This window comes from Phenylobacterium sp., assembly GCF_028290885.1.
Classification (GTDB): domain Bacteria; phylum Pseudomonadota; class Alphaproteobacteria; order Caulobacterales; family Caulobacteraceae; genus Phenylobacterium.
Genome location: NZ_JAQGIZ010000076.1, coordinates 1 through 24,096, shown reverse-complemented (window position 1 = coordinate 24,096; position 24,096 = coordinate 1). Strand labels below are relative to the sequence as shown.

General features: G+C 70.7%; 21 protein-coding genes. 8 read left to right on the top strand and 13 right to left on the bottom strand.

Features of this window, described 5'->3' with window-relative positions; translation table 11 throughout:
• On the top strand, positions 1–743 hold a 743-nt coding region (locus JWP28_RS05865; RefSeq protein ID WP_299541018.1), incomplete at its 5' end, for a glycoside hydrolase family 3 C-terminal domain-containing protein.
• 6 nt (positions 744–749) lie between these two features.
• Here JWP28_RS05865 and JWP28_RS05860 read toward each other — a convergent pair.
• Positions 750–2,396 carry a peptidase S10 gene (locus JWP28_RS05860; RefSeq protein WP_299541016.1) on the bottom strand — a complete coding sequence of 549 codons (1,647 nt, stop codon included), beginning with the start codon at positions 2,394–2,396 and terminating at the stop codon, positions 750–752.
• Positions 2,397–2,559: 163 nt separating this feature from the next.
• Here JWP28_RS05860 and JWP28_RS05855 point away from each other — a divergent pair, with 163 nt between their 5' ends.
• Entirely contained in the window at positions 2,560–3,123 is a 564-nt protein-coding gene (locus JWP28_RS05855) for a hypothetical protein (RefSeq protein ID WP_299541013.1), read from the top strand.
• A gap of 103 nt (positions 3,124–3,226) precedes the next feature.
• Complete coding sequence (locus JWP28_RS05850) at positions 3,227–4,651, top strand: amidase (RefSeq protein WP_299541010.1); 1,425 nt, start codon at positions 3,227–3,229, stop codon at positions 4,649–4,651.
• Between the two features lie 18 nt (positions 4,652–4,669).
• Here the strand turns inward: JWP28_RS05850 and JWP28_RS05845 are convergent, their stop codons facing one another.
• Positions 4,670–6,928 (bottom strand): ATP-binding protein, encoded by a 2,259-nt coding sequence (locus JWP28_RS05845; protein WP_299541008.1) that lies wholly within the window; start codon positions 6,926–6,928, stop codon positions 4,670–4,672.
• Positions 6,929–7,431: 503 nt separating this feature from the next.
• Between JWP28_RS05845 and JWP28_RS05840 the strand changes: the two genes are divergently transcribed.
• Genes JWP28_RS05840 through JWP28_RS05830 form a run of 3 tightly spaced genes read left to right on the top strand, consistent with a single transcriptional unit; the run spans position 7,432 to position 10,648 of the window.
• Complete coding sequence (locus tag JWP28_RS05840; protein ID WP_299541005.1) at positions 7,432–7,707, top strand: metal-sensitive transcriptional regulator; 276 nt, start codon at positions 7,432–7,434, stop codon at positions 7,705–7,707.
• A complete protein-coding gene (locus JWP28_RS05835) occupies positions 7,704–9,056 on the top strand; it encodes a hypothetical protein (RefSeq protein ID WP_299541004.1) in 1,353 nt (450 codons plus the stop codon). The genes JWP28_RS05840 and JWP28_RS05835 overlap by 4 nt, the downstream gene beginning before the upstream one ends.
• 35 nt (positions 9,057–9,091) lie before the next feature.
• The gene (locus JWP28_RS05830; protein ID WP_299541002.1) at positions 9,092–10,648 is read left to right on the top strand and encodes a long-chain-fatty-acid--CoA ligase; all 1,557 of its coding nucleotides are present in this window, start codon (positions 9,092–9,094) and stop codon (positions 10,646–10,648) included.
• A 40-nt stretch (positions 10,649–10,688) separates the two neighbouring features.
• Here the strand turns inward: JWP28_RS05830 and JWP28_RS05825 are convergent, their stop codons facing one another.
• Together JWP28_RS05825 and JWP28_RS05820 are read right to left on the bottom strand one after the other, a co-directional pair.
• Complete coding sequence (locus JWP28_RS05825) at positions 10,689–11,417, bottom strand: SDR family oxidoreductase (protein ID WP_299541000.1); 729 nt, start codon at positions 11,415–11,417, stop codon at positions 10,689–10,691.
• Positions 11,418–11,429: 12 nt separating this feature from the next.
• A complete protein-coding gene (locus JWP28_RS05820; protein ID WP_299540998.1) occupies positions 11,430–12,320 on the bottom strand; it encodes an SDR family oxidoreductase in 891 nt (296 codons plus the stop codon).
• Between the two features lie 125 nt (positions 12,321–12,445).
• On the opposite strand from JWP28_RS05820, the gene JWP28_RS05815 reads away from it, so the two are divergent.
• On the top strand, positions 12,446–13,396 hold the full coding sequence (locus JWP28_RS05815) for an AraC family transcriptional regulator (RefSeq protein WP_299540997.1): 951 nt from the start codon (positions 12,446–12,448) through the stop codon (positions 13,394–13,396).
• A gap of 40 nt (positions 13,397–13,436) precedes the next feature.
• On the opposite strand, the gene JWP28_RS05810 is transcribed toward JWP28_RS05815, so the two are convergent.
• The 6 genes from JWP28_RS05810 to JWP28_RS05785 all read right to left on the bottom strand — a co-directional run bounded on the left by JWP28_RS05810 (position 13,437) and on the right by JWP28_RS05785 (position 20,747).
• Positions 13,437–14,144: a hypothetical protein gene (locus tag JWP28_RS05810; protein WP_299540995.1), complete on the bottom strand. Its 708-nt coding sequence runs from the start codon at positions 14,142–14,144 to the stop codon at positions 13,437–13,439.
• A gap of 112 nt (positions 14,145–14,256) precedes the next feature.
• A complete protein-coding gene (locus JWP28_RS05805; RefSeq protein WP_299540993.1) occupies positions 14,257–15,726 on the bottom strand; it encodes an MFS transporter in 1,470 nt (489 codons plus the stop codon).
• 37 nt (positions 15,727–15,763) lie between these two features.
• On the bottom strand, positions 15,764–16,381 hold the full coding sequence (locus tag JWP28_RS05800) for a glutathione S-transferase family protein (RefSeq protein WP_299540991.1): 618 nt from the start codon (positions 16,379–16,381) through the stop codon (positions 15,764–15,766).
• A gap of 426 nt (positions 16,382–16,807) precedes the next feature.
• A complete protein-coding gene (gene glcF / locus JWP28_RS05795; RefSeq protein ID WP_299540989.1) occupies positions 16,808–18,088 on the bottom strand; it encodes a glycolate oxidase subunit GlcF in 1,281 nt (426 codons plus the stop codon).
• Entirely contained in the window at positions 18,088–19,260 is a 1,173-nt protein-coding gene (gene glcE / locus JWP28_RS05790; protein WP_299540987.1) for a glycolate oxidase subunit GlcE, read from the bottom strand. The genes glcF and glcE overlap by 1 nt, the downstream gene beginning before the upstream one ends.
• The gene (locus JWP28_RS05785) at positions 19,260–20,747 is read right to left on the bottom strand and encodes an FAD-linked oxidase C-terminal domain-containing protein (RefSeq protein ID WP_299540985.1); all 1,488 of its coding nucleotides are present in this window, start codon (positions 20,745–20,747) and stop codon (positions 19,260–19,262) included. Before JWP28_RS05785 ends, glcE begins: the two co-directional genes overlap by 1 nt.
• 104 nt (positions 20,748–20,851) lie before the next feature.
• On the opposite strand from JWP28_RS05785, the gene JWP28_RS05780 reads away from it, so the two are divergent.
• Positions 20,852–21,646, top strand: coding sequence for a PHB depolymerase family esterase (locus JWP28_RS05780; RefSeq protein ID WP_299540983.1), 795 nt, complete (start codon positions 20,852–20,854; stop codon positions 21,644–21,646).
• A 47-nt stretch (positions 21,647–21,693) separates the two neighbouring features.
• Here the strand turns inward: JWP28_RS05780 and JWP28_RS05775 are convergent, their stop codons facing one another.
• The 3 genes from JWP28_RS05775 to JWP28_RS05765 all read right to left on the bottom strand — a co-directional run.
• Positions 21,694–22,131 carry a hypothetical protein gene (locus JWP28_RS05775; RefSeq protein ID WP_299540981.1) on the bottom strand — a complete coding sequence of 146 codons (438 nt, stop codon included), beginning with the start codon at positions 22,129–22,131 and terminating at the stop codon, positions 21,694–21,696.
• 62 nt (positions 22,132–22,193) lie between these two features.
• A complete protein-coding gene (locus JWP28_RS05770; protein ID WP_299540978.1) occupies positions 22,194–23,456 on the bottom strand; it encodes a hypothetical protein in 1,263 nt (420 codons plus the stop codon).
• A gap of 19 nt (positions 23,457–23,475) precedes the next feature.
• The coding region (locus JWP28_RS05765; protein ID WP_299540976.1) for an enoyl-CoA hydratase-related protein at positions 23,476–24,096 on the bottom strand (621 nt) is incomplete at its 5' end.

Sequence of the window (24,096 nt, the reverse complement as noted above, 5' to 3'; positions counted from 1 at the left end):
TGATCGCCGCCGTGGCGGCGGCGAACCCGAAGACCGTGGTGGTGCTGGAGACCGCCGGTCCGGTGCTGATGCCCTGGCGCGCCCAGGCTGGCGCCATCCTGGAGGCCTGGTATCCCGGCGCGCGCGGCGGCGAGGCGATCGCCAAGGTGCTGTTCGGCGAGGTCGACCCGCAGGGCCGCCTGCCGATGACCTTCCCCGCCAGCGAGGCGCAGCTGCCGCGCCCGGTGCTGCCCGGGGCCGATCAGGCCGCGGTCGAGGCCATCACGCCTGCCGGACCGGCCCCCAAACCGTTCGATGTGCGGTACACGGAGGGTTCGGACGTCGGCTACCGGAGCTACGCGAAGTCAGGCGACAAGCCGCTCTATCCGTTCGGCTATGGCCTCGCCTACACGGGCTTCCGCTATTCCGGCCTGAAGGTCGCGGGCGGCAAGACGCTGACCGCCAGCTTCACGGTCACCAATACCGGCGTCCGGGCCGGAACCGACACCCCGCAGCTCTACCTCACCGCCGGCCCCAAGCGCCGCCAGCAGCGGCTGATCGGCTGGTCGAAGGTGACGCTGAAGCCCGGCGAGAGCCGCCAGGTCACCGTCGCCGCGCCGCAGCGGATGCTCGCCGACTGGGACGTCAAGGCGCACGGCTGGCGCCTCGACGGGGGCGCCTACAGGGTCGCCATTGGCCCGGACGCCGCCACCGCCGCGCTGAAAGGTTCGGCGACGGTGACGGCGGCTTCGCTCAAGCCCTGAGCCGGATCAGCGCTTCGCCAGCGCCTCGTCGTAGAACTTCGACACGTCGGCCTTCAGCTGCCGAAGGGCGTCCTGGTTCAGGTAGACCATGTGGCCTGAGGGATAGTAGGCGAACCGCACATTGTTGCGCAGCGTCGGGTCGAGCTGCATGTGCGCTAGGTCGTACTCGGTGCCGAAGAACGGCGTGGCCATGTCGTAGAGGCCGTTCAGCGAATAGACCATCAGGTGCGGGTTCTGGCGGATCGCCAGGCCCAAGTCCTGGGCGGTGTCGGCCACTTGCGAGGCGAACTGCGAGCCCGGCGCCTTGTGCTTCCAGTCCCAGGCGCGGTTGATGTTCGGGCCCGACGGCCAGTAATTCAGGTCCGAGGTGTAGCCGAGGTCCTTCTCCAGGTGCTCGTGGAGCGCCGCTACATAGGCGCCGTGGATGCCGGTGTCGGAGGGGTCGTACTCGGCGTTCTCGCCGGCCGCGTCGGAGTCGATGCCGGTGAAGCGCGAGTCGTAGCGGCCCAGCGTGCGCCGCTGGTCGCGCAGCAGCTCCTTGCGGAAGCGGGCGAGGTCCACCCGCAGGTTCGCGCGCTTCAGGAAGTCGACCGAGAGGCCGGTGTAGGCGCTCATCTTGCGCGCGGTCGCATCGAGCTCGCCCTCGGAGATGTTGCTGCCCTTGGCCAGCGCCAGCTGGTAGGGCCCGGCCGCCCAGTCGCGCACCTCGGCCAGGAAGGCGTTCAGGTCAGCCGGGGCCGGGATCCGATGGTGGTAGGCCGCAGTCGCCGCATAGCTCGGCATGTAGGTGACGTAGATGTGGTCGAAGCCTGCGTCGCGGACCCCGTAGTTGAGGATCGACGACAGGATCAGCACGCCGTTGAACTGCAGGCCGCGCTCCTGGAGCGCGTAAACGAGGCCTGCAGACCGGGTGGTGCCATAGCTCTCGCCGAACAGGAACTTCGGCGAATTCCAGCGGTGATTGATCGAGACGTAGCGCTGGATGCCGCGGGCGAAGGCGTCGATGTCCTGGTCGACGCCCCAGAAGGCCGAGCCCTTGGTGTCGCCGAGCGGGCGCGAATAGCCGGCGCCGATGGCGTCGAGGAACACCAGGTCGGACTTGTCGAGCAGGGAGTTCGGGTTGTCGGCGATGGTGAAGGGCGGCGCGTGGGTGGGGCCAGGCGAATCCGTCATCACGTGCACCGGTCCGAACAGGCCCATGTGCACGAACAGCGACGCCGAGCCGGGACCGCCGTTGTAGAGGAAGGTCACCGGGCGGTCGGCTTCGCCCTTCGCGCGGTCGGCCGTGTAGGCCACGTAGAACATGCTGGCGATCGGCTTGCCGTCGTCGTCGCGCAGGGTGAGCGTGCCGGCCGTGGCCGTGTAGGGGATGGTGCGGCCGCCGACGGTCACGCTGTGGCGGGTGGACGTCGCCGTCTCGTGGATCGGCGCGGTGGCGATGTCGAAGTCGCTCATCTTCCGCTCGCCGGCCGCCTGCCCGCGCTCGGAGCGGCGCTCGACGACGCTGCCGACGTTGGCCAGCGGCTCGTCGGGATTGTCGCGCCGTGAGGCGGTCGCCGCCGCGGTCGGGTTGGCCGGGGTGGGAGTCTGCGCCAACGAGGCGGTTGCGGAAAGGCCAAGCGCGACCAGCGCGGCCAAACTCTGACGGATCATATGGAGTCCTCGAAATGTGAAGCGTAGGCATGGGCCTGGACCGGCCGCGCCCCGGCGGGACAGAACCTCACACGCACTCGAATCGCAACTTTGCGCGGCCGTGTTTCGCGCGCATTACGGCTTCGCCTTAATCCCGAGCAGTGCAGAGCGCATAAGAGGGCTCATGACCCTGTCCCCCCGACTGCTTCCCGCCCTCATTCTCGCCGCAGCCTTTGCCGCCTCAGGCCCGGTGCTGGCGGCCGAACCGGAAGCGGTCGCGACCGCCGCGGCGGCCGGCGCCCCGCCCAGCGTCGCCGAGCAGATCGACAACTATCTGAAGACCTCGCCTGCGGCGGCATTGCCAAAGGACGGCGCGAGCGGCGTCATCTCGGGATCGGAGGAGCCCCGCAAGGTGCACGGCGTGGCGGATGTGTCGGTGGGGACCGGCGGCTACCGCAGCGCCTACGTCCGCTCCGACTTCCCGGTCGGCAAAACCGGGACGGTCAGCATAGCCGTCGAGGACACCCAATTCGGCAACCGGTTCGGCGGACGCTACGGCGGCCAATTCGCGCCGGGCTCACGGCAGAGCTTCGCGCTTGGCCTGCGCTTCGACGGCGCCCTCGACCCGAGCGACTGCCGGCGCCGCCAGGCCGGGGACGACGGGCCCGACGGTCGCTTCGATCCGCGGCTCGACGGCCAGCGCCTGCAGTCTTGTCGATCGGCGGACGCGCTGCGCTCTCCTCAGTAGCGCAGGCCCACCAGGCTCCCGGCAGGCCGCGATCGCCGAGCATTGAATCCGTTGGCGCCGGCCTTGGCGTGTGGACCAATGGCGCCACACCCGGGGGAAGCGCATGGAATCGACGCCCATCTGGCAGTGGTCCGCGGTCGAGACGGCCAAGGCCATCAAGGCCGGACAAGCCTCCGCCGAGGAGGTCGTGACCGCCCACGTCGAGCGTTTGCGCACGGCCAACCCACCCATCAACTCCGTGGTCGTCGACCTGACCGTCCAGGCCTTGGAGGCCGCGCGGACCGCCGACCGGCGCCAGGCCGAGGGCGGCGAACTGGGCTCGCTGCACGGGGTCCCGATCACCATCAAGATCAACGTCGACGTGGAAGGGCAGGCCAATTCCAACGGCGTCGCGGCCTTCCGCGACAACATCGCGCCGGCGGACTCGGCGGTCGTCGCCAACCTGCGGGGGGCGGGCGCGATCATCATCGGCCTGACCAACACGCCCGAATTCTCGTTGCGGGCCTTCACGGACAATCCGCTGCATGGCCTGACCCTCAACCCTTGGGACGCGGCGGTCACCTGCGGTGGATCGTCAGGCGGCGCGGCGGCCTCTGTGGTCTCCGGCATCGGCGCCATCGCGCACGGCAACGACATCGGCGGCTCGCTGCGCGGACCGGCCTCCTGGAACGGCTTGGCCACCATCAAGCCGACCCAGGGGCGCGTCCCGGCCTTCAACCCCAGCGCGCCGGTGGAGCGCCCGCCGATGGCCCAGCTGATGTCCTGCCAAGGCCCGCTCGCCCGGGAAGTGGCCGACGTCCGGCTGGCGCTGGAGGTGATGAGCCGCCGCGACGTGCGCGACCCCTGGTGGGTTCCGGCGCCGCTGGCGCCGGCCGGGACCGGGGGTCCGGTCAAGGTCGCGGTGGCCAGGATCCCGTCGGACCTGAAGCGCGACGGCGAGGTGCTGGCGCTGATCGACAAGGCCGCGGGCCACCTCTCCGACGCCGGCTATGACGTGAGCGAGGTCGATACGCCCGACGTCTCGGTGGCGTTGAAGCTCTGGGCTGATCTCATAGCGACCGAGATCGCGACCCTACAGGCGCCGCAGATGCGCGAGGTCGCCAGCCCCGACTTCCTCCGCGCGCTCGATGGCCTCCTGCGGATGGCGACGATCCTGGACGGCGAAGCCTACATGCGGGCAATCGCCCAGCGCTCGCGCGTGCTGCGCGAATGGCTAGCCTTCCTCGAATGCTATCCGCTTATCCTGGCGCCGGTGTCGGTGAAGCGCACCCCCGGCGTCAACGCCGACCTCGCCCACGACCACGCTGTCGGCGAGATCCTCGGCGAGGACATGCGTTTCACAGCCGCCATCAGTGTGCTGGGCCTACCCGCCGCCGTGGCGCCGGCCGGCCTGATCGATGGCCATCCCATGGGCGTGCAACTGATCGCCTCGCGCTACCGCGAGGACCTCTGCCTCGACGCAGCCGCCGCGATCGAGGCGCGGGTCGGCGTTCTGGCCAAGCAGCTATGGGCCCGCGAAGGCCGATAGTCTTTTCGGCGAGCGCCGTCAGGCCGCGGCGCGCTGCGCGGCCGACATGTGGGTCTCCAGCGCCGTCACCAGCTCGGCCGCCGAGATCGGCTTGTTGAGGTGGCCGTCGGCGCCCGCCGCGCGACCCGCCTCCACATGCTCCTTCAGGCAGTTCGCCGAGACGATGAGGATGGGCGACCGCTGACGCCGGGTGGCGCGTTCCCAGGCGCGGATCCGGCGCGTCGCCTCCAGCCCGTCCATCACGGGCATCTGGATGTCCATCAGCACGGCGTCGAACTCACCGGTCTGCATCGCTTCGACCCCGTCGCGTCCGTCCTGCGCCGAGGCGTGGTCTATGCCGACGGCGCCCAGGATCAGCTCCAGCACCTGGCGGTTCACCGGATTGTCGTCCACCACCAGGACCTTGCAGGGGCGGGCGGAAGGCGGCGCCGGCGCCGGGACCGCCGCCGGGGCGATCGGCGCGTCGCGCAGCGGAAGGTCGAGCGTGAAGCGGAACACCGATCCCTCGCCCGGCCGGCTGTCGCAGGAGAGTTCCCCGCCCATCAGCCGCACGTATTCGTCACAGAGCGCCAGGCCCAGTCCGACGCCGCCATGCTTGCGCGTCGCCGAGCTGTCGCCCTGGCGGAAGCGCTGGAAGATCGTCGCCTTCAGCGCGGCGTCGAAGCCCACGCCGCTGTCGCGGACCTCGAAGCGCACGCGATCTCCGGTCCGCGCCACGATCAGCACGATCTCGCCGGTTTCGGTGAACTTGATGGCGTTGCTCACGAGATTGCCCAGCACCTGCCGCAGCCGCTGCGGATCGCAGTCGACAAGGCCCTCGGCGGCCGGCTCGACCGCGGCGAGCAGGGCCAGGCCCTTCTCGTGGGCGGCGCCGGCGAAGAGCGCCCTCACCGAGTCCACCACCTCGCGCAGCTGCACCGGCTCCGGCCGGAGCTCGGCCACGCCCGCCTCCACTCGGGCCAGGTCCAAAAGGTCGCTCAACAGCCCGTTCAGCAGGCTGCCGGACTGCTGGATCACCCCCACCAGCTCCCGTTGCCGGGCTGAAAGCCGGGTGCCCGTCAGGACATCGGCGATCCCCAGCACGCCGTTCAGCGGCGTGCGGATCTCGTGGCTCATGTTGGCGAGGAACTCGCTCTTCGCCCGGTTGGCGGCCTCGGCGGCGTCGCGGGCCGCCGCCATGGCCGTGGCGCTCTGCTTCTGTTCGGTGACGTCGGTCAGCACCATGACCTCGCCGCCGTCGTCGGTGCGGAAGGCCTCGTGGCGCAGCCAGCGTCCGTCCGCCAGCCGGAATTCGCAGACGCCGATCTGGGCATTCGCCTCAGGCTCCGCCGCGCCGCCCGCCTCGCCGTCCTCGGCCCGGCCGAACCAGCCCGCAGCGGTGGCGGCGTCGAGGAGCGAACGGCGCTGCAGGCCCGTCTCGACCTCGATTCCGCAGTCGGTCAGCAGGGCCGCGTAGGCTTCGTTCCAGACTCTCAGACGCTCCGAAGGATCGAAGAAGGCCAGGCCCGCGGGTACGGCGTTCAGCGCATGGCGCAGACTGGCGAAGGTGTTGTGCTGGCCCAGGCGTTCCATGAACATGAGACTCGCCGCAGCAGTCAGGATGAAGGTCGCCAACGCCCCGGTCGCCAGCGCCAGGCCGCCGCGCTCCATCACCTGGGCGGGCATGGCCAGCGTCGGGTCGGGAACCAGGGTCACGGCGGTCATGGCGGTGAAGTGCAGGCCGACGATGCCCAGCACCAGCAGTCCCGCGGGGGGCGCCCACGCCCATGCGCCCTTGACGCGGTCGCGCACCGAGAAGGCCGCCATGCCGCCGGTGGCGCCGATCAGCACCGAGGCCACGACGAAGCGCGGGTCCCACAGCACCTCGGCCTGGGTGCGGATGGCGTCGATGCCCATGTAATGCATCACGGCCACGCTGGCGCCGGTCAGGGCGCCGCCGACGAGCGCGGTCCCCCGGTCGCGACGCCAGACCGGCAGCGCGAACCCCAGGCCCATGCCCAGCACCGCGGCGAGCAGGGAGGCCGCGGTGCCGGCGAGGTCGTAGGCGATCCGCAAGGTCGGCTGGTAGGCCAGCATGGCGAGGAAGTGCGTCGCCCAGACGCCGGAGCCGGCGACCAGGCCCGTCAGGCCCAGCCAGGCCCAGCGCAGGCCGCCCTGGGCCTTCAGGCCGCGAAGATGGAAGCCGAAGGCGGTGCTCGAGGCGATCACGCAGATCAGGGCGGCCACGGCCACCAGGCGCAGATCGTGCTGCACGAAGATGCAGGTGAGTACGGCCAACACGCGGGCGCGCTCCGTCCTAGGAAGAAGCGCAAACCTACCGGCGAAGGATTAACGGAGTGGGATATCCGACGCGGGCCGGTCGAGACCAGGCGGCGATGAACTTGATACGGACAGCCGCGGCCGCCTCTCGGCGCGCAGGACCGGCAGGTAGAAGCTGAACGCCACGCTTAGGGCGACGACCCAGATGACCACGCCGAGGGCCACGAGACTGAGATCCTCTGGGGAGATAATGGTCATAGCCGGCCGCCGAATTCCGTCTGTGAGTTCTATTCGATAGTTGGGATTGGTCCCGCCTATACTCAAAACAATAGCGCGCCCTCGGGAATTCCTCCATTACGTAGATATACGGACGCGACCCTCCGTGGTTTTACTTAGCCCGCGGGTTGCAGCGACGCTCGACGACGGGACCCGCCCGCGAAGTCAGCGCCACATACCCCCTGGGGGCATGTTGCCAGCGAGATGGGAGCGCCCTAGAGCTGCGGCTTGCAGGGGAGCGCCGCATGGATCGCCCGGACAAGCCGAAGCTGCTGAACCGCCTGAACCGGATCGCGGGCCAGGTCCGCGGGATCACGCGGATGGTGGACGAGGATCGCTACTGCATCGACATCCTGACCCAGATCCAGGCGGTGCGGGCCGCCTTGGCGCGGGTCGAGACGGAGCTGCTGAAGGGCCACCTCGGCCACTGCATCGAGGGCGCGATCGCCGGTGGCGACAAGGCCGAGCAGCGGCGCAAGGCGACCGAACTCGTCCAGCTCCTGGAGCGCAGCGCACGATGAACTGGCCGCTCGCCGCGACCCTGCTCGCCCTTGCCGCACCCGCCGCTGCACAGGACGCCACCGCCATGCCCGGCATGGACCACGGGCAGGCCGACCAGGCCACAGGCCACGACATGGCCAGCATGGACATGTCGCACATGGACATGCCGGGGATGGACATGCCGGCGATGGACATGGGCCACGCCATGACCGGCGCGCTCGGGCCCTACGCCATGACCCGCGAAGCCTCGGGCACCGCCTGGCAGCCCGACGCCTCCGTCCACGACGGCCTGCAGCTGATGCGCGGGCCATGGATGCTGATGGTCCACGGCGTGCTGAACGGGGTCTACGACAACCAGTACGGGCCGCGCGGCGCCGAGAAGGCCTTCGTCTCCGGCATGCTGATGGTCATGGCCCAGCGCCCGGTCGGCGACGCCGGGACCCTGCAGCTTCGCGCCATGGTCAGCCCGGATCCGTTCATGGGCAAGAGCGGCTATCCGCTGCTGCTGGCCACCGGCGAGACGGCGGACGGCAAGACGCCGCTGGTCGACCGCCAGCATCCGCACGACCTGTTCATGGAGCTCTCCGCCTCCTACGCCTACCGCTTCGACGCGGCGACCAGCGCCTTCGTCTACGCCGGGCTGCCGGGCGAGCCCGCGTTCGGGCCGCCGGCCTTCATGCACCGGCTCTCGGTCATGGACAGCCCCGAGGCCCCGATCAGCCACCACTGGCTGGACTCGACCCACATCACCTTCGGCGTGGTCACCTTCGGCGTGGTCCGCGGCGGCTGGAAGCTCGAGGCCTCGCGTTACAACGGCCGCGAGCCCGACCAGCACCGTTTCGACATCGAGACGGGCGCCCTGGACTCGACCGCCGCGCGCCTATCCTGGAACCCCACCGCCAACTGGTCGCTGCAGGCCTCCTGGGCCGACGAAAAGAGCCCCGAGCAGCTCGACCCGCAGGTGAACCAGCGCAAGCTTTCCGCCAGCGCCATCTACACCGTCCCGTTCGGCGACCACGGCTGGTGGTCGACCACCGCGGCCTGGGGCCGGCGGTCCAGCGAGGGGATCGACCTCGACGCCTGGGTGCTGGAGAGCGCACTGAAGCCCAATGCCGCCTGGACGATCTTCGGTCGAGCCGAGCGGGTGGATAACGACGAACTGACCGTCGCTGCCGGCGGCCACCATGGCCCGACCTACACGGTGGGCAAGGTCTCGGTCGGCGCGGTCCACGACTGGCCGCTGTCGACCCATCTGAGCGTCGGCCTGGGCGCGCTCTACGCCTTCGATTTCGTCCCCTCGGCGCTCGATGCGGCCTACGGCGACGATCCGCGCGGCGCCATGGTCTTCACGCGGCTCAAGCTGCGCTAGGCCGCGGCGGCGCGATCGGCTAGCAATCTTGGCTGATGAGCCAGGCCCTCCGCATTCTCGCCGACATCCCCGCGGTCCACGCCGCCGACCGCGGCGGACGCGTCGCCGTCCAGTGCGAGGGCCGCACCCTCACCTACGCCGAGCTCGACCGCCGGGCGGGCCAGGTCGCGGGCCTGCTGGCCAACGTCGGGGCGAAGCCCGGCGACCGCGTCGCCTGGCTCGGCCGCAGCCACGAGGCCTTCTTCGAGATCTTCTTCGGCGCGGCGCGGGCGCGGGTGTGCCTAGCGCCGATCAACGCGCGCCTGGCCGTGCCGGAGATCGCCTTCATCCTGCAAGACTCCAGCGCGGACCTGTTCTTCGTGACGCCGGAGTTCTTCGCCGCCGCGCAGATGGTGGTGAGCCAGGTCGACCGGCCCATCCGGCTTATCGGCGTGCGCGAGCCCTGCGAGGGCTTCGACAGCTATGAGGCGCTGCGCGACGCCGCCGCCCCGCCGGCCCTGACCCCGCCTGTGGCCAGCGACGACGTCCTGCAGCTTTACACCTCCGGCACCACCGGCCTGCCCAAGGGCGTGCGGCTCGACAACCGCAACTACTCGGCCTTCCTCGAACTGCGCACCCAGGTGGAGGGTTTCGACTACGGGCCCGACGACACGGTGCTGATCGTCATGCCGCTGTTCCACGTGGCCGGGACCAACATCAGCTTCTCGGGGCTGGCGGCCGGCGGACGGGTGATCCTGTTGCCGGAGTTCAGTCCGGCCGCGGTGCTGCGCCTGATCGAGGCCGAGCGCGTGGCGCACGTCTTCCTCGTGCCCGCGATGATCAACATGCTGCTGCAGGCGCCGGAGATCGAGGGCGCGGACCTCTCCAGCCTGAAGAGCGTCGCCTACGGCGCCTCGCCGATCAGCGAGGCGGTGCTGGCCGCCGCCACCCAGCGGTTCGGCTGCGGCTTCATCCAGTTCTACGGCATGACCGAGTCCACCGGCGCGGGCGCCTTCCTCAAGCCCAGCGAGCATGGCGGCGAGTTGCTGCGCTCCTGCGGCAAGGCCTGGCCGCAGATGGCCGTGCGCATCCTGAACGAAGATGGCGGCGAGACCGCGGTCGGCGAGATCGGCGAGATCGCGATCTTCGGCGGCATGGTCATGGCCGGCTACTGGAACCGCCCCGAGGCAACCGCCGAGACCGTCTCGCCGGACCGCTGGCTGAAGACCGGCGACGCCGGCTACCGCGACGAGAACGGCTATATCTTCGTCCACGACCGGGTGAAGGACATGATCGTCTCCGGCGGCGAGAACATCTATCCGGCCGAGGTGGAGAACGCGATCCTGGGCTGCCCGGGCGTCGCCGACGCCGCGGTGATCGGGGTGCCGGACGAGCGCTGGGGCGAGGCGGTGAAGGCCATCGTCGTGCCGGCCGCCGGCGCCGCCCCTGAACCGCAGGAGATCATCGCCTGGGCGCGCCAGCGGATCGCCGGCTTCAAGGCGCCCAAGTCCGTCGACTTCATCGACGTCCTGCCGCGCAACGCCTCGGGCAAGGTGCTGCGCCGCGAACTGCGCAAGCCCTACTGGGAAGGCCGCAGCCGCAACGTCGGCTAGGGGCCAGGGCGGGCGTGGGTCTGTTGTAGGTGGACTTCGGTCAGACGACGGAGCCGCCGCCGTCCACCAACAGCACCTGGCCGGTCGTGTAGCCGCCGCGCATCAGATAGAGGTAGGCCTCCGCGGCTTCGGCCGGGTCAGCGCCGCGCGGCAGCGGCTGCCGCGTCGTGAACGTCCGCAGCAGGTCCTCGGGCAGCTGCTTCGTCCGGTCGGTCAGCACGATTCCCGGGCAGACCGCGTTGACGCGAACCGGCGCCAGGTCGACCGCCAGGCCCCGGGTGAGGTGCTCGATCGCGCCCGCCACCGCCGTCGGGACCGGCGCGCCCTTCATGGGTCGATGCGCCAGCATGCCGCCGGTCAGGGTGATCGAGCCCCCTTCGGCAATGGTCCGGCAACCGTGCTTGACCACAGCCAGCGCCCCCCAGAACCGCACGGTGAAGGCAGCCTGCGCGACCCCCAGATCCAGGTCACGCGCGGGCGCAAACATGCTCCCACCCCAGTCGCCCGCCGTGAACGCCAGGTGATCGAAGGGGCCCAGCCGCTCGAAGAAGCCGGCGACAGCGGCCTCGTCGCCCACATCGACCACAGATCCGGTCGCGCCGCCGCCGAGCCGCGTCACCGCGGCCTGGACGTTGGCGTCCTGGCTGGAAGCTATGACCACCCTGGCGCCTTCGTCCCGCGCGGCCGCGGCGACGGCGAAGCCGATCCCGGAGGCGCCGCCGATAACGACCACGGTCTTGCCCTCGAGGGCTTTCGATGACGCGCTCAAGCTATTCTCCTCCTACGCCGCGAAATATCCGCTGTCCCGCATGTCCGTCAGGAGGTCCGGCCCTTGCGGGCGCCATCCCAGGGCGCTGCGGGTCAAGGCGCTGGAGGTCGGATTGTCGGTCCCGACGAACATCGCCAGAAAATCGAAATGCGCGGGCGCCTCGTCCGGGGTGAGGCTCCGCACCGGGACGCCCAGCCCGGCGCCGATCGCCTCGGCGATGGCGCGCATGGGGACGCCCTCCTCGGCGACGGCGTGCAGGCGCGTGCCGGGCTCCGCGCTCTCGAGCGCCAGTCGGAAGACACGCGCCGCGTCCAGCCGGTGCACCGCCGGCCAGCGGTTCGCGCCGTCGCCCACGTAGGGCGAAACCCCCTTTTCGCGGGCGGCGGCGATCAGCCTGGGCACGAAGCCGTGGTCGCCCGCGCCGTGGACCGTGGGCGGCAACCGCACGACGCTGCCGCGCACCCCACGGCCGGACGCCGCCAGCACCATCGCCTCCGATGCCGCGCGAGGGGCGTCGAGGCTCGGCGGCGCGTCCTGTTCGGTGGCGGGCCGGCCGGACGAAACCATCAGGGTCCCGGACGCGATGACCAGGGGTTTGCCCGAGCCCTCCAGCGCGCCGGCCAACGCCTCGACGGCGCGCCTGTCCGTCTCGACGTTGGCCGCGAACTGGGTGAAGTCGTGGATGAAGGCCGTGTGGATCACGCCCTCACAGGCGCGTGCGCCGGCGCCAAGGCTGTCGATGTCGGAGAGATCGCCCCGATGCGCCTCGACGCCCAACCGCGCCAAGGCGCCGGCGGCCTCGTCGCTGCGCACGAGCCCGAGCACCCGATGGCCCGCGCCTATGAGCTCCTGCACGATTGCGGAACCGATGAAGCCCGTAGCCCCGGTGACAAAGACACGCATGACGACCCAGCCTTTACGAAGAGCCACGACCGCATTCGCAGCCCAATGGGGTTCAGCATAGGGGCTGGGAGAAATACGATCTATGCTGTATCGTCCGTATTTTATTCTCGATCGTCCAGGACGCCATGGATCCGCTCTCCGATGTTTTGTCGCTGCTGAAGCCGCGCAGTTACATGGTCCGCGGGTTCGATATGGCTGGGCCGTGGTCCATCCAGTTCGCCCAGCACGAGGGCATCAAGTGCTACGCCGTGGCGTCTGGCCAATGCTGGCTGTCCATGGAGGGCGTTCCCGATCCGGTGCGTCTACGGGCGGGGGACTGCCTCCTGCTGCCGAGAGGGCGGCCTTTCCGCCTCGCCAGCGATCTGACTTTGACGCCCATCGACGGCGAGACGATTTTTTCAACCGCGCGCGATGGCGCGATCACCTCATTCAATGGCGGGGGAGAATGCTTTGGGATCGGCGGGTGGTTCGCCTTCGCCGGCCATCATGCCGGCATCCTGTTGGGGGTGCTGCCGCCCATCGTCCATCTGCGCAAAGACTCCGACAAGGCGGCGCTGCGTTGGTCTTTGGAGCGGATGATGCAGGAACTGCGCGAGCCGCGGCCGGGCGGCCTGCTGGTGGCGCGACACCTGGCCCATTTGGTGCTGGTCCAGGCGTTGCGCCTGTATCTGGCGGAAGGGTCGAGCGGTGGCGTTGGGTGGCTGTTCGCCCTGGCGGACATACAGATGAGCGCGGCGATCAACGCCATGCACCAGGATCCGGCGCGGCGCTGGACCTTGCAGGCGCTTGCGGAGCGGGCCGGCATGTCGCGATCGAGCTTCGCCCAGAAGTTCAAGGAGACGGTTGGGGCTACGCCTATGGACTACCTCACGCGCTGGCGAATGATGCTGGCTGGGGACAGGCTGGAAAATTCCAGCGATCCCATTTCCGCCATCGCCCTGTCGCTCGGCTACGAGTCTGAAAGCGCCTTCAGCACGGCCTTCAAGAGGGTCATGGACTCCTCACCACGGAAATATGGTCGCGGCCGAAATTCGCCTCTCCCCTCAAATGGCGAGGGGAAATCTGTCTACGCTTGAGATGAAAGAGGCGGACCTTCTGAACGCAACGGGTCGAAACTCAGCGATCTTCGACGGCGATGGGCTGGCACATCCATACCGGGTGGCCCGGATGACGCCCGCGGTCGGTGGCTTCGCTCAGCGCTCTTTGATCAAGCAGACCAGTGCCCGTTATTCGCACGACTGTGTGCTCGGCGATGAACCTGACCAGGTTGGCTTGCTCAACCGCGCGAGCGAGGGTGTCGCGAGCCTTGGCTTCTTCAGTTTCACTGAAGGCGCGGGGAGGTCCCGACAGGCTGCGGAGCGCGCCCCATTCCGCCCATTCGCTTGTTGCGACGTTGTATAGATCGACTCCTGACATTGCGATGCGGGAGTAGAGCACCGTCTTGGGAGGCGGCAGATAGGGCGCGGCGCCTGACGCGACCATCGCCTCCCAAGTGTCGATCTGCCAGGGGAGCGGATAAGGTTGCGGGATCGTCCCGACGCGACCCAGGCGCCTTGTCCTGCCCGCTTCGTCCAGAATGGCCCGAAGCTCGGCGGCGCGGGCGGCCATGCACGGCGCTTCCTGGTCCAGCTCCGACTTGTACTGCACGAACCTCGCGAAATTGTCGTGCAGCGCGTCTTCTCCGCTCTTTACGATCTCACGGTGATGCAGCGTTTCAACGATCTGCTCGGCTGCGAGCGCGATCAGCACCCCAAGCACGATGATGCCGACCTCTTTCAGAAACTCCCGCCAGCGGTGGAACGGCTTCGGTCGGTGTATTTCCATTCCCTCCCCCCAAAGCGGATCAGAATCGCCCAAGCTTGCGTAGCACGGACTCTGCCAAGTTCGGCGCAGGCGCCGGAAGCGGACCTCCGAGGCGCCTCATCGAAGCCGCGACTCAGGGCCCGGCCGGGACGTTGCCGATCTGGTCCGGCCGCTCGGGCCTCGGACGCGGGGCCAGCCTCAGCCGGGACAGGCTGACCAGGGCCGCCAGCGCGGCCAGGGCCCCGGCGGTGGCCAGCGCCGTGGTCGTGGCGTGCGTCCCGGCCAGGTGGAAGAACACCGCCGTCGTCACCGCGCCCGCGGTCTGGCCGAGCAGGCGCGCGGTGGCGAGCGCGCCTCCGGCCGCCCCGCTGCGGTTCATCGGGGCGGCGGTGACCATGGCGCGGTTGTTGGGCGACTGGAAGAAACCGAAGCCCAGGCCGCAGACCGCCATCCGCCAGGCGATGTCCAGGTTCGAGGCGCCCGGCTGGATCGCCGAAAGCAGGCCCAGACCCGCCGCGAACACCACCAGCCCGATCCCGCCCAGCGCGCCCGCCCGGTACCTGTCCGCGAGCCGTCCGGCGATCGGCGCCGCCAGCCCGACCGCCAGCGGCCAGGGGGTCATCAAGAGGCCGGTCTCCACCGCCGTGCGCCCCATCACCCCCTGGAAGTAGAAGGGCAGGCCGACGTAGGCCATCATCTGGGCGGCGAAGGAGACGATCGAGGTCAGGATCGACAGGCCGAAGATCGGAATCCGCAGCAGGTCGAAGGGCACCAGCGGATGCTCCCGGCGAAGCTCGCGGTAGGTCAGCAGCGCTCCGGCCACGGCCCCGATGGCGAGCTTGGAGAGGCCGGACGCGAGCCCCTCGCTCACCACGCTCTCCACCCCGGTGATCAGGAAGCCGAAGGTGGCCGCGTTCAACAGCGCCGCGATGACGTCGAACTTCCGCCCGGAGCCCACGGTCACCGGCAGCGCCCGGCTGGCGATGACGATCGCCACGACGCCGATCGGCACATTGATCGCGAACAGCCACTCCCAGGACGCCTTGGCGAGGATGGCGGCGGCGACGGTCGGCCCGATGGCGGCGGAGATCGAGATCACCACCGCGTTCAGCCCGATACCGCGCCCGAGCTGCCGCTTCGGATAGGTGAATCGCACAAGCGCGGCGTTGATGCTCATGATCCCGCCGGCGCCCAGGCCCTGCAGCACGCGCGCCGCCGTCAGGGTCGGCAGGGTGTGCGAGAGCGCACAGCAGAGCGAGCCCACGGTGAACACCGCTATGCCCACCATATAGACCCGCCGGTAGCCAAGCCGGTCGCCCAGCGCCGCCAGCGGCAGCAGGGTGACGGTGATCGCCAGCTGGTAGGCGTTGACGATCCAGATCGAGGCGGCGGGGCTGGCGTGCAGTTCGCCGGCGATGGTGGGCAGGGCGACGTTGGCGATGGCCCCGTCCAGCACCGACATGGCCATGGCCAGCCAGATCGCCACCACCGACCAGTAGCGGCGCGGAACCGGCAGGCCGTCGGGCATGCCGGGCGGCGAGTGGGCGTCGGTCTCGTCTTCTTCAGCAAGCAGCCGGTCGGCAGCGGCGGGGGGCGTCGGCATCGAAGCGTCAAACCCCCCAGCGCAGGATTGGCGCCATCTAGGCGCTGGCCGCCGCGCTCGGCCGCGCCTTCACCCGGTCGAACCAGTCGCCGAGCTTGCCGAAGCCCGGGTCCAGCGGCTGTCCCACCTGCGTCCCGAAGTCCAGGAAGGCGAAGAGCAGGATGTCGGCCAGGGTGAACCGCTTGCCGGCGATCCAGGGCCCCTTGAACTGGCCCTCCAGCCATTCCTCGCCGTCCTTGGCGACGGCCTTCAGGCCGGGTGCGGCCTCCGGCAGGCAGCGCATGCGGCCTTCGAACAGCGGCAGGCCCTCGGCGTAGCGGAAGCCGTTGGCCATGGGCTCGCAGACCTTGATGTCCACCCGGCGGGTCCACATGCGGGTCGCGGCCCGTTCCTCCGCCGTGGTCCCGATCAGCGGCGGGCTCGGCTGGCGCTCCTCCAGGTACTCGCAGATGGCGGTGATCTCGGTGAGGCAGCCCCCGTCGTCCAGCTCCAGGGCCGGCGTCTGGCCGGCCGGGTTGACCGAGACGTTGTAGGGGGCCTGGCGGTTTTCCCCGCCCATCAGATCGACCGTTACGAACGGCATCTCGAGGCCCTTTTCGGCCAGGAACATCTTCACCACCCGAGGGTTGGGGCCGATCGACACATGGAGTTTCATGGCGTTTCCCTTGCTTGTCGCCGCGACCCTAGGAGAGGGCCGCAAGGGGCGTCAACGAATCAGCCCGTTAACCATTTTTTCACTTCTCCGTGTGGCGTTTCGACGCGGTTTGCGGTATACGACCGCCCCATGGCTGATCGACAGTTCAAACCCGACTTGACGGGATCTGACGAGACGCTCGAGCACTTCCTCGCTCGTCTCCGCTCCACCCTCCGCCGCCCGGTGCGTCCGCGCCGCGACGGACCCGAGGATTGGGATGAGCTCGTGACCTCGCGCCGCCCCCCTGGCGGCGCCGGCGGGGCCGAGGCGCCGATCCCGCACGACAGACCGCTCAGCGACGCCTACGCGCCGATCTGAGGCGCGCCCTCTCCGCATTGCGGAAAGGCGAAATCTGCGAGCGCGACGGGCGCCCCTGTCTGTCTCGCCCTAACGCGCTGACCCGCTGAGACCGGGGGGCTTGGGCCCTCCCGTCGCCCAGTCGAGCAACTCGACCGGATGGATGACGGGCGCGTCAACCGCCGGCGCGATCTGGGCGATGCAGCCGACGTTTCCCGCCGCCACCACCGCCGCTCCGCTGCGCGCGATGTTGGCCGCCTTGCGCGCCCTTAGGCGCCCGGCCAGCTCCGGCTGCAGGATGTTGTAGACGCCCGCCGAGCCGCAGCAGAGGTGGCCCTCGGGGATTTCGCGGACCTCGAACCCCGCCCGCGCCAGCAGCGCCGCGGGCCCGGCCTTGATCCGCTGGCCGTGTTGCAGCGAGCAGGGCGCGTGGTAGGCGACGCTCAGGGCGCCGGGGCGGGTCACCGGCGGCAGGCCGACCTCGCCGATGAACTGCAGGACGTCGCGGGCCAGGGCCGCCGCCTGCGCCGCGTCGGCGTCGCCCGCCAGCCGATGGCCGTAGGCCTTCAACGTCGTGCCGCAGCCGGCCGCCGTGGTGACGATGGCGTCGAACGGCCCGGCCCGCGTCCAGGCCCGCACATTGGCCGCGGCGAAGCCCCGCGCCTCCTCCGCCCGGCCGAGGTGTTCCGAAAGCGCCCCGCAACAGCCCTCGCCCTCGGCCAGCACCACCTCGAAGCCGGCGCGGGTGATGAGCCGGATCGCCGCCTCGCGGATCGAGGGCGCCATGGCCGGCTCCACGCAGCCCTGCAGCAGCGCCACCCGGCCGCGCGAGGCTCCCTCCGCGGGATATGACGGCCGCGGCCGGACCGACGGCGCAGGCTTCGGGACCAGACGCAGCATCGCCGCCAGCCGATGCAGCCTCAGCACCTCCAACACCGGCTCCAGCGGCCGCGCCAGCCGCCCTAGCGCCAGGGCCAGGCGCAGCCGCCGGGGCCGCGCCAGCACCCCCGGGATCACCGCCCGCAGCACCCGCTCCAGCCAGGGCCGCCGGTAGTGCGCCTCGATGTGGGCGCGGCCGTGGTCGATCAACTGGGCGTAGTCCACGCCGGACGGGCAGGCGGTGACGCAGGCCAGGCACGAGAGGCAGCGGTCGACGTGGGTCACCGTCTCCTTCGCCGGCGGGCCGCCCGCTTCCAGCATGGCCTTGATCAGCTCGATCCGGCCGCGCGGGCTGTCGCGCTCGTCGGCCAAGAGGACGTAGGTCGGGCAGGTCGCGGTGCAGAAGCCGCAGTGCACGCACTTGCGGATCTCCGCGTGGCTGGCGGCGGTCTCCGGGTCGGCGAGCTGGGCGGCGGTGAAGGCGGTCTGCATCAGGCCAGCCCCATCCGGCCGGGATTGAGCACCGCCTTGGGATCGAAGGCCGCCTTCACGCGCGCCGTCAGCGCGAACAGCGGACCGTCCAGCGGCTCGAAGGCGGGACCCTCGCCGCGATAGAGGGTGGCGTGGCCGCCAAGCGCGCGGACGGCGGCGCGCACCGCCGCGGGCTCCGCCTCCGACAACAGCCAGACCAGCCCGCCGCCCCAGTCGTAGAGCGCCTCCCCGGGGACCGCCTCGCCGACCCGCCAGCCCGCGGCCGGCGGCACGGATATGCGCCACAGCGGGCGCGGGTCCCTGTGGAACGCCTCGACCTCGCGGACCTGCGCCCAGAACTCTCGGCTGTGCTCGGCGTCCAGCATGTCGGCGCGTCCGAAGCCCTTCAGCGCGGCGAGCAGTTGCTCCGCGCGAGCCGCGACGGAGGCGGCGAAGCCGTCCAGCCGGATCGCCGTCACCGCCATCTCGCCCTTCAGCGGCGCGCGCGCAGCCGTGGACGGCGGCAGATGGGCGGCGGCGGAGACCTCTGCCGGCGCGTTCAGGGCGCAGGTCATCGCCTCGCCCGCCCGCCGGTCGTCGAGGCCGAACAGCAGGATGGTCAGCTCCGTCCGCGCCGCCGGCAACACCTTGATGGTGACCTCGGTCAGCACCGCCAGCGTGCCCCAGGACCCGGCCATCAGCTTGCAGAGGTCGTAGCCGGTGACGTTCTTCACCACCCTCCCGCCGGCCTTCACCCGTTCGCCGCGGCCGGTCACCGCCTCCAAACCGAGGAAATGATCCCGCGCGGCCCCCGCCCGGATGCGCCGCGGGCCGGAGAGGTTCGCGGCCAGCGCCCCGCCCAGGGTCGCGTGGCCCCTGGCGCGCAGCAGCTTCGCCAGGTGCGGCGGCTCGAACGGCAGCATCTGGCCCTCGGCGGCCACCAGCTTCTCCAGGGTGGCCAGCTTCACGCCGGCCTGCGCGGTCAGCACCAGTTCCTCCGGCGCGTAATCTACCACCCTGTTCAGGCCCCCGAGGCTCAGCACCGCATCCGCGCCGCGCACCGCGCCGATCCCGCGCTTGGTCCCGCCGCCCACGACCTCCAGCGTCCGGCCCACCGCGCCGGCGTCCGCCACCAGCTCGACGACCTCAGCGGCGGTCTTCGGACGTTCGGCAGTGGCGGCGAGGTCAAGCATCAGAACCTCGGCAGTTCGGGAAAGGCCACAGCGCCTCGATGCACGTGCACGCGGCCCAGTTCGGCGCAGCGATGCAGGCGGGGGAACACCTTTCCCGGGTTGAGCAGCAGATCGGGGTCGAAGGCGCACTTCACCCGCTGCTGGCAGGCGAGGTCGGTGTCGTTGAACATCTCCCCCATCAGGTCGCGCTTCTCGACGCCCACCCCGTGCTCGCCGGTCAGCACTCCGCCCACGGCCACGCAGAGCCTGAGGATGTCGGCGCCGAAGGCCTCCGCCGCCTCCAGCTGCCCCGGCTGGTCGGCGTCGTAGAGGATCAAGGGGTGCAGGTTGCCGTCGCCGGCGTGGAAGACATTGGCCACGCCCAGGCCGTACTCCAGGCCCATCTCGGTGATCTTCGTCAGCACATGCGGCAGCTGCCGGCGCGGGATGGTGCCGTCCATGCAGTAGTAGTCCGGCGAGATGCGCCCCACCGCTGGGAAGGCCGCCTTGCGTCCCGCCCAGAACGCCAGCCGCTCAGCGTCGCTTTCCGAGGTGCGGATCGTCGTCGCGCCCCGCGCTTCGGCCAATCCCGCCACATGGGCCGAGAGCTCGACGCATTCCGCCTCCGGCCCGTCCAGCTCGACGATCAACAGCGCCTCGGCCTCGGTCGGATAGCCCGCGCCGACGAAAGCCTCCGCCGCGACGATCGCCGGCCGGTCCATCATCTCCAGCCCCGCCGGGATCACCCCCGCGGCGATGATGTCGCCAACGGTCGCGCCCGCCGCCTCCACCGACGCGAAACCCAGCAGCATGGCCCGCGCGGTCTGCGGCTTCGTCAGTAGGCGGACGGTTACCTCGGTCACCACGCCCAGCAAGCCCTCGGAACCGGTGACCACGCCGAGCAGGTCGTAGCCTGCGGCGTCGAAGCCCTTGCCGCCCAGCCGCACCACCTCGCCGCTCATCAGCACGATCTCGCAGCCCAGCAGGTTGTTGGTGGTCAGCCCGTACTTCAGGCAGTGCACCCCGCCGGAGTTCTCCGCCACATTGCCGCCGATGGTGCAGGCGACCTGGCTCGACGGATCGGGGGCGTAGTAGAAGCCGTCCGCCTCCACCGCCCCGGTGATCGCGAGATTAGTGACGCCCGGCTGCACCACGGCGCAGCGGTTGGCGTAGTCGACCTCCAGGATGCGGTTGAACTTGGCCATGCCGAGCACGATGCCGTCCTCAAGCGGCAGCGCGCCGCCGGAGAGCGATGTTCCCGCGCCGCGCGGCACCACCTTCACCCCGTTGGCCTGGCACCAGGCGAGCACGGCCGAGACCTGCGCCACAGTCTCCGGCAGCACCACCGCGAGCGGCGTCTGACGATAGGCGGAAAGGCCGTCCGACTGGAAGGGCACGAGGCCGGCGGGCTCGCCGATCACGCCTTCGCCCGGGACCAGCCGCTTCAGGGCGCGCACGATCCCAGCCTTGCGGGCCATCAGGGCGAGGTCGGGCGCGGGCATGCGCATGGCCCATGCCTACGCGGAGACTCAAGGCGGCTCCAGTCCTCTTCGGCTTGTGCCCGCCCATGCCCTGTGGCCACGATGCCCGCGGGGAACTCAGGGAGGGGCGAATGAGAAGACTTGGGGCAGTGCTGGCGGCGGCGTTGCTGATCGCCGCCCCCGCTTGGGCGCGTACGCCGGAGACCGGCTTCCTCGACCGCTCGGTCACCGTGGCGGGGGTCGAATACCGCTACGAGGTCTATGTCCCCAGGGACTTCGATCCGCGCCGCGCCTGGCCCGTCATCCTGGCGCTGCACGGCGGCGGCGACTACGGCTCGGACGGCCTGCGGACGGCGAACGGCGTCGTGGCCAGCGTGATCCGCCTGCATCCGGAACGGTTTCCCGCCATTGTCATCTTCGCCCAAGCCCACGCCGACGGGACCCCCGGCTGGCAGCGCCAGGGGGGCCAGGCGGCGCTGGCGGCGGTCGACCAGGCGCTGGCCGAGTTCCATGGCGATCCGGCGCGGGTCTACCTCACCGGCCTCTCCGCCGGCGGCAACGGCGCTTGGTCACTGGCCTACCGCTATCCGCAGCGGTTCGCCGCGGTGGTGGTGGTCTGCGGCTTCGTGACGGAGTTCACCGGCAAGACAAGCGGGGTCAAATATCCCGCCATCGCCCCAGCCTCGGCCGGCGACCCCTATGCCGCCGTCGCCAAGCGCGTCGCCGGCCTGCCGATCTGGCTCTTTCACGGCGACGCCGACCAGTCCGTCTCCGTCGAGGAATCCCGCCGCATGGCCGCCGCCCTGAAAGCGCTGGGCGCCGACGTCCGCTACACCGAGCTGCCTGGCGTCGGTCACGCCGCCTGGGACCCCGCCTACAACGATCCCGCGATGGCGGCTTGGCTCTTCGCGCAACGGCGGCGCTAGGCGCCTATCCGCCGCGATCCAGGGGTCCACGGTCCGGCGCCAACTGGCTACTTCAGCTTGATGGAGACGCCTTCGGGCGCAAACTTGAACTCCAGGCCGGCGGCCGAGCTGACCATCTTGATCCGCACGCCCTTGTCGTTCTCCAGCGTGGCGACCCCGCCGCCGCCGGCCACCGCCGCGCTCGCCGCCAGCGCATGGTAGACGCCGTTGATGTCGGCCACCCTGTTCAGGTGGAAGACGTCCCCACGGGCGCTGAACTTGCTGATCCCGACGTCGATCACCGAGATGCCCTTGACCGTCAGGGGATAGTTCATGCCGTGGTAGTGCAGGGTTCCGCCGCCCCAGGTGTAGCCCACGCCCACGGCGACCGTACGGGCGGTCAGGTCGATGGTCGCGTCGGGGGGCTGGGCGAGCGCCGGCGAGGCGAGGAGGACGGCCGCGGCGGCGATCGCCGCGGACCGGATCGGAAGGACACGACAAGCCATGTGCGGTCTCCACGAGGGGCGGCCACCCTGGTCCCGAACGCATGGCGGCAAACTGATCCAGGTCAGTGCGCTTCGGCCAGCATCGCTTGCAGGCCCCGGGCCACCGGCTCCAGCATCCCGCCGTCGGTGACGTCGGGGAGGTCGCGGCGGGTGTGGTGCAGGGGGTGGCCGGCGACCAGGCCGATCAACGGCGCGTAGCCGAGGGACTGGAACAGCGCCACCTCGCCGGGCGGCTTGCGCTGGTCGATGTCGAACGGCGTGGCGTAGCCGGGCTGGCCGGCGAAGGCCTTGGCCGCGAGCGGGATCAGGGCGTCGCTGCAGGCGAGGATACGGCCGGGCTGCGGCCCCGCCTGACGCATGATCTCGCCGTCCTGCAGAGCGAAATCGTAGGCCGCGACATTGGCGCCGATGGCCAGCCAGAGCTTGGTGTCGGCAGGCTTCGGGGCGAGCGTCTCGGTGAAGATGTGTCCGCCGTAGCCGTCGAACTCGTGGCCGGAGGCCGCCACGACGGTCAGGTTGTGGTCCGTGGAGGCCGCCAGCCAACGCGCCAGGCCGAGCCAGATGGCGATCCCCGAGCCGCGTTCGCCCGCGCAATGGAACCAGCCGCTCTTCGGTGTCGAAAGGACCAGGTGCTTGCCCGGCCGGGCCCGGCGGCCGACGACGTTGTGCGCCGTCCGCGTCACTGTCCGGCCCTCCAGCCATACCGTCGCCGGCGTTCCCGCCGCGGCCGCCGCCTTCAGCGCCGCGCCCTCGCGGCCGGCCGCCAGCAGGACGGGGACCCGCCACGGCTCGGCCTTGGCCGCCCGATTGAGCGCCGAGAGTTCGCCCAGCGGATTTTCGGTGATCGCCACCACCGCGACTGCGCCGCTCGCCGCCGCCTCGGCGATCTGCGCCGGCGGCGGTGCGTTCAGGCCGCTGCCCGAGCCCGGCGGCAGGTCCACCAGCGCAACCCTGCCCGGCTCCCCGTGCACCGACAGCGCGCCCGTCACGCCGCCGGGCGGCGTCGTGCGCGGCGTCCAGTAGGGGAAGCCGGCTATCGTCCGGCCACCCACCGCAAGCTCCGCCCGAGCCAGCTCGAACACCGGATAGTCGAAGGCCTGGCGCTCGACCGCATAGCCAGCCGCCGACAGCATCGGTTCCAGCCAGGTCGTGGCAGCGTCGTCGCCGGCCGTGGCGGTGCGGTGCTCGCCGAACTGCGCGTAGGTCTTTACGTCGGCGTATAGCGCCCGGCCGGACAACGGGTCGGCCGCCGCGCGCGCGGCCACGGCGCCGCCCGCCCAGAGGCCGAGCCCCGCCAGAACCGCACCCCGTCGATCGATGACCATGCTGCCGCGCGCTCCGTTGTCAGCGCCCCTCAAAGCTGGGCGTCCGCTTCTCGTTGAAGCTGGCCACGCCTTCCCGGCGGTCGGCGGTCTTGAACAGGCGGTTGTAAGCGGAGAGCTCCAGCTCCATGGCGGCGGCCAGGTCGAGCGAGGCGCCTTCGCGGACCACGTGCTTCAGCGCCCGCACGGACAGCGGCGCCTTGGAGGCGATCTCGGCGGCGACGGCCAGCACGGTCTCCATCAGCGCCTCGGGCGCCGTGACGCCGTTGACCACCCCATAGTCCAGCGCCTGGGCGGCCGTGAACGGCCGCCCGGAGGTGAGCAGCTCGAGCGCCCGCCGCTCGCCTGCGCAGCGCCGCAGCAGCTGCGTGCCGCCAAGGCCCGGCATGATGCCGAGGCCCACCTCCGGCAGGCCGAACCGCGCGGTTTCCGCCGCATAGGCGAAGTCGCAGGCGAGCGTCATCTCGCAGCCGCCGCCCATGGCCGCGCCGTTGACCGCGCCGATCACCGGGACCGGCACGGCGAGCTGGGCGCGCGCCATGGCCTCGAACACCTTGTGCTGCGCCGACCAGGCCGCGTCGGTCATGCCGTTGCGTTCCTTGAGGTCCGCCCCGGCGCAGAAGTGCCGGCCGGCCGCGGCCAG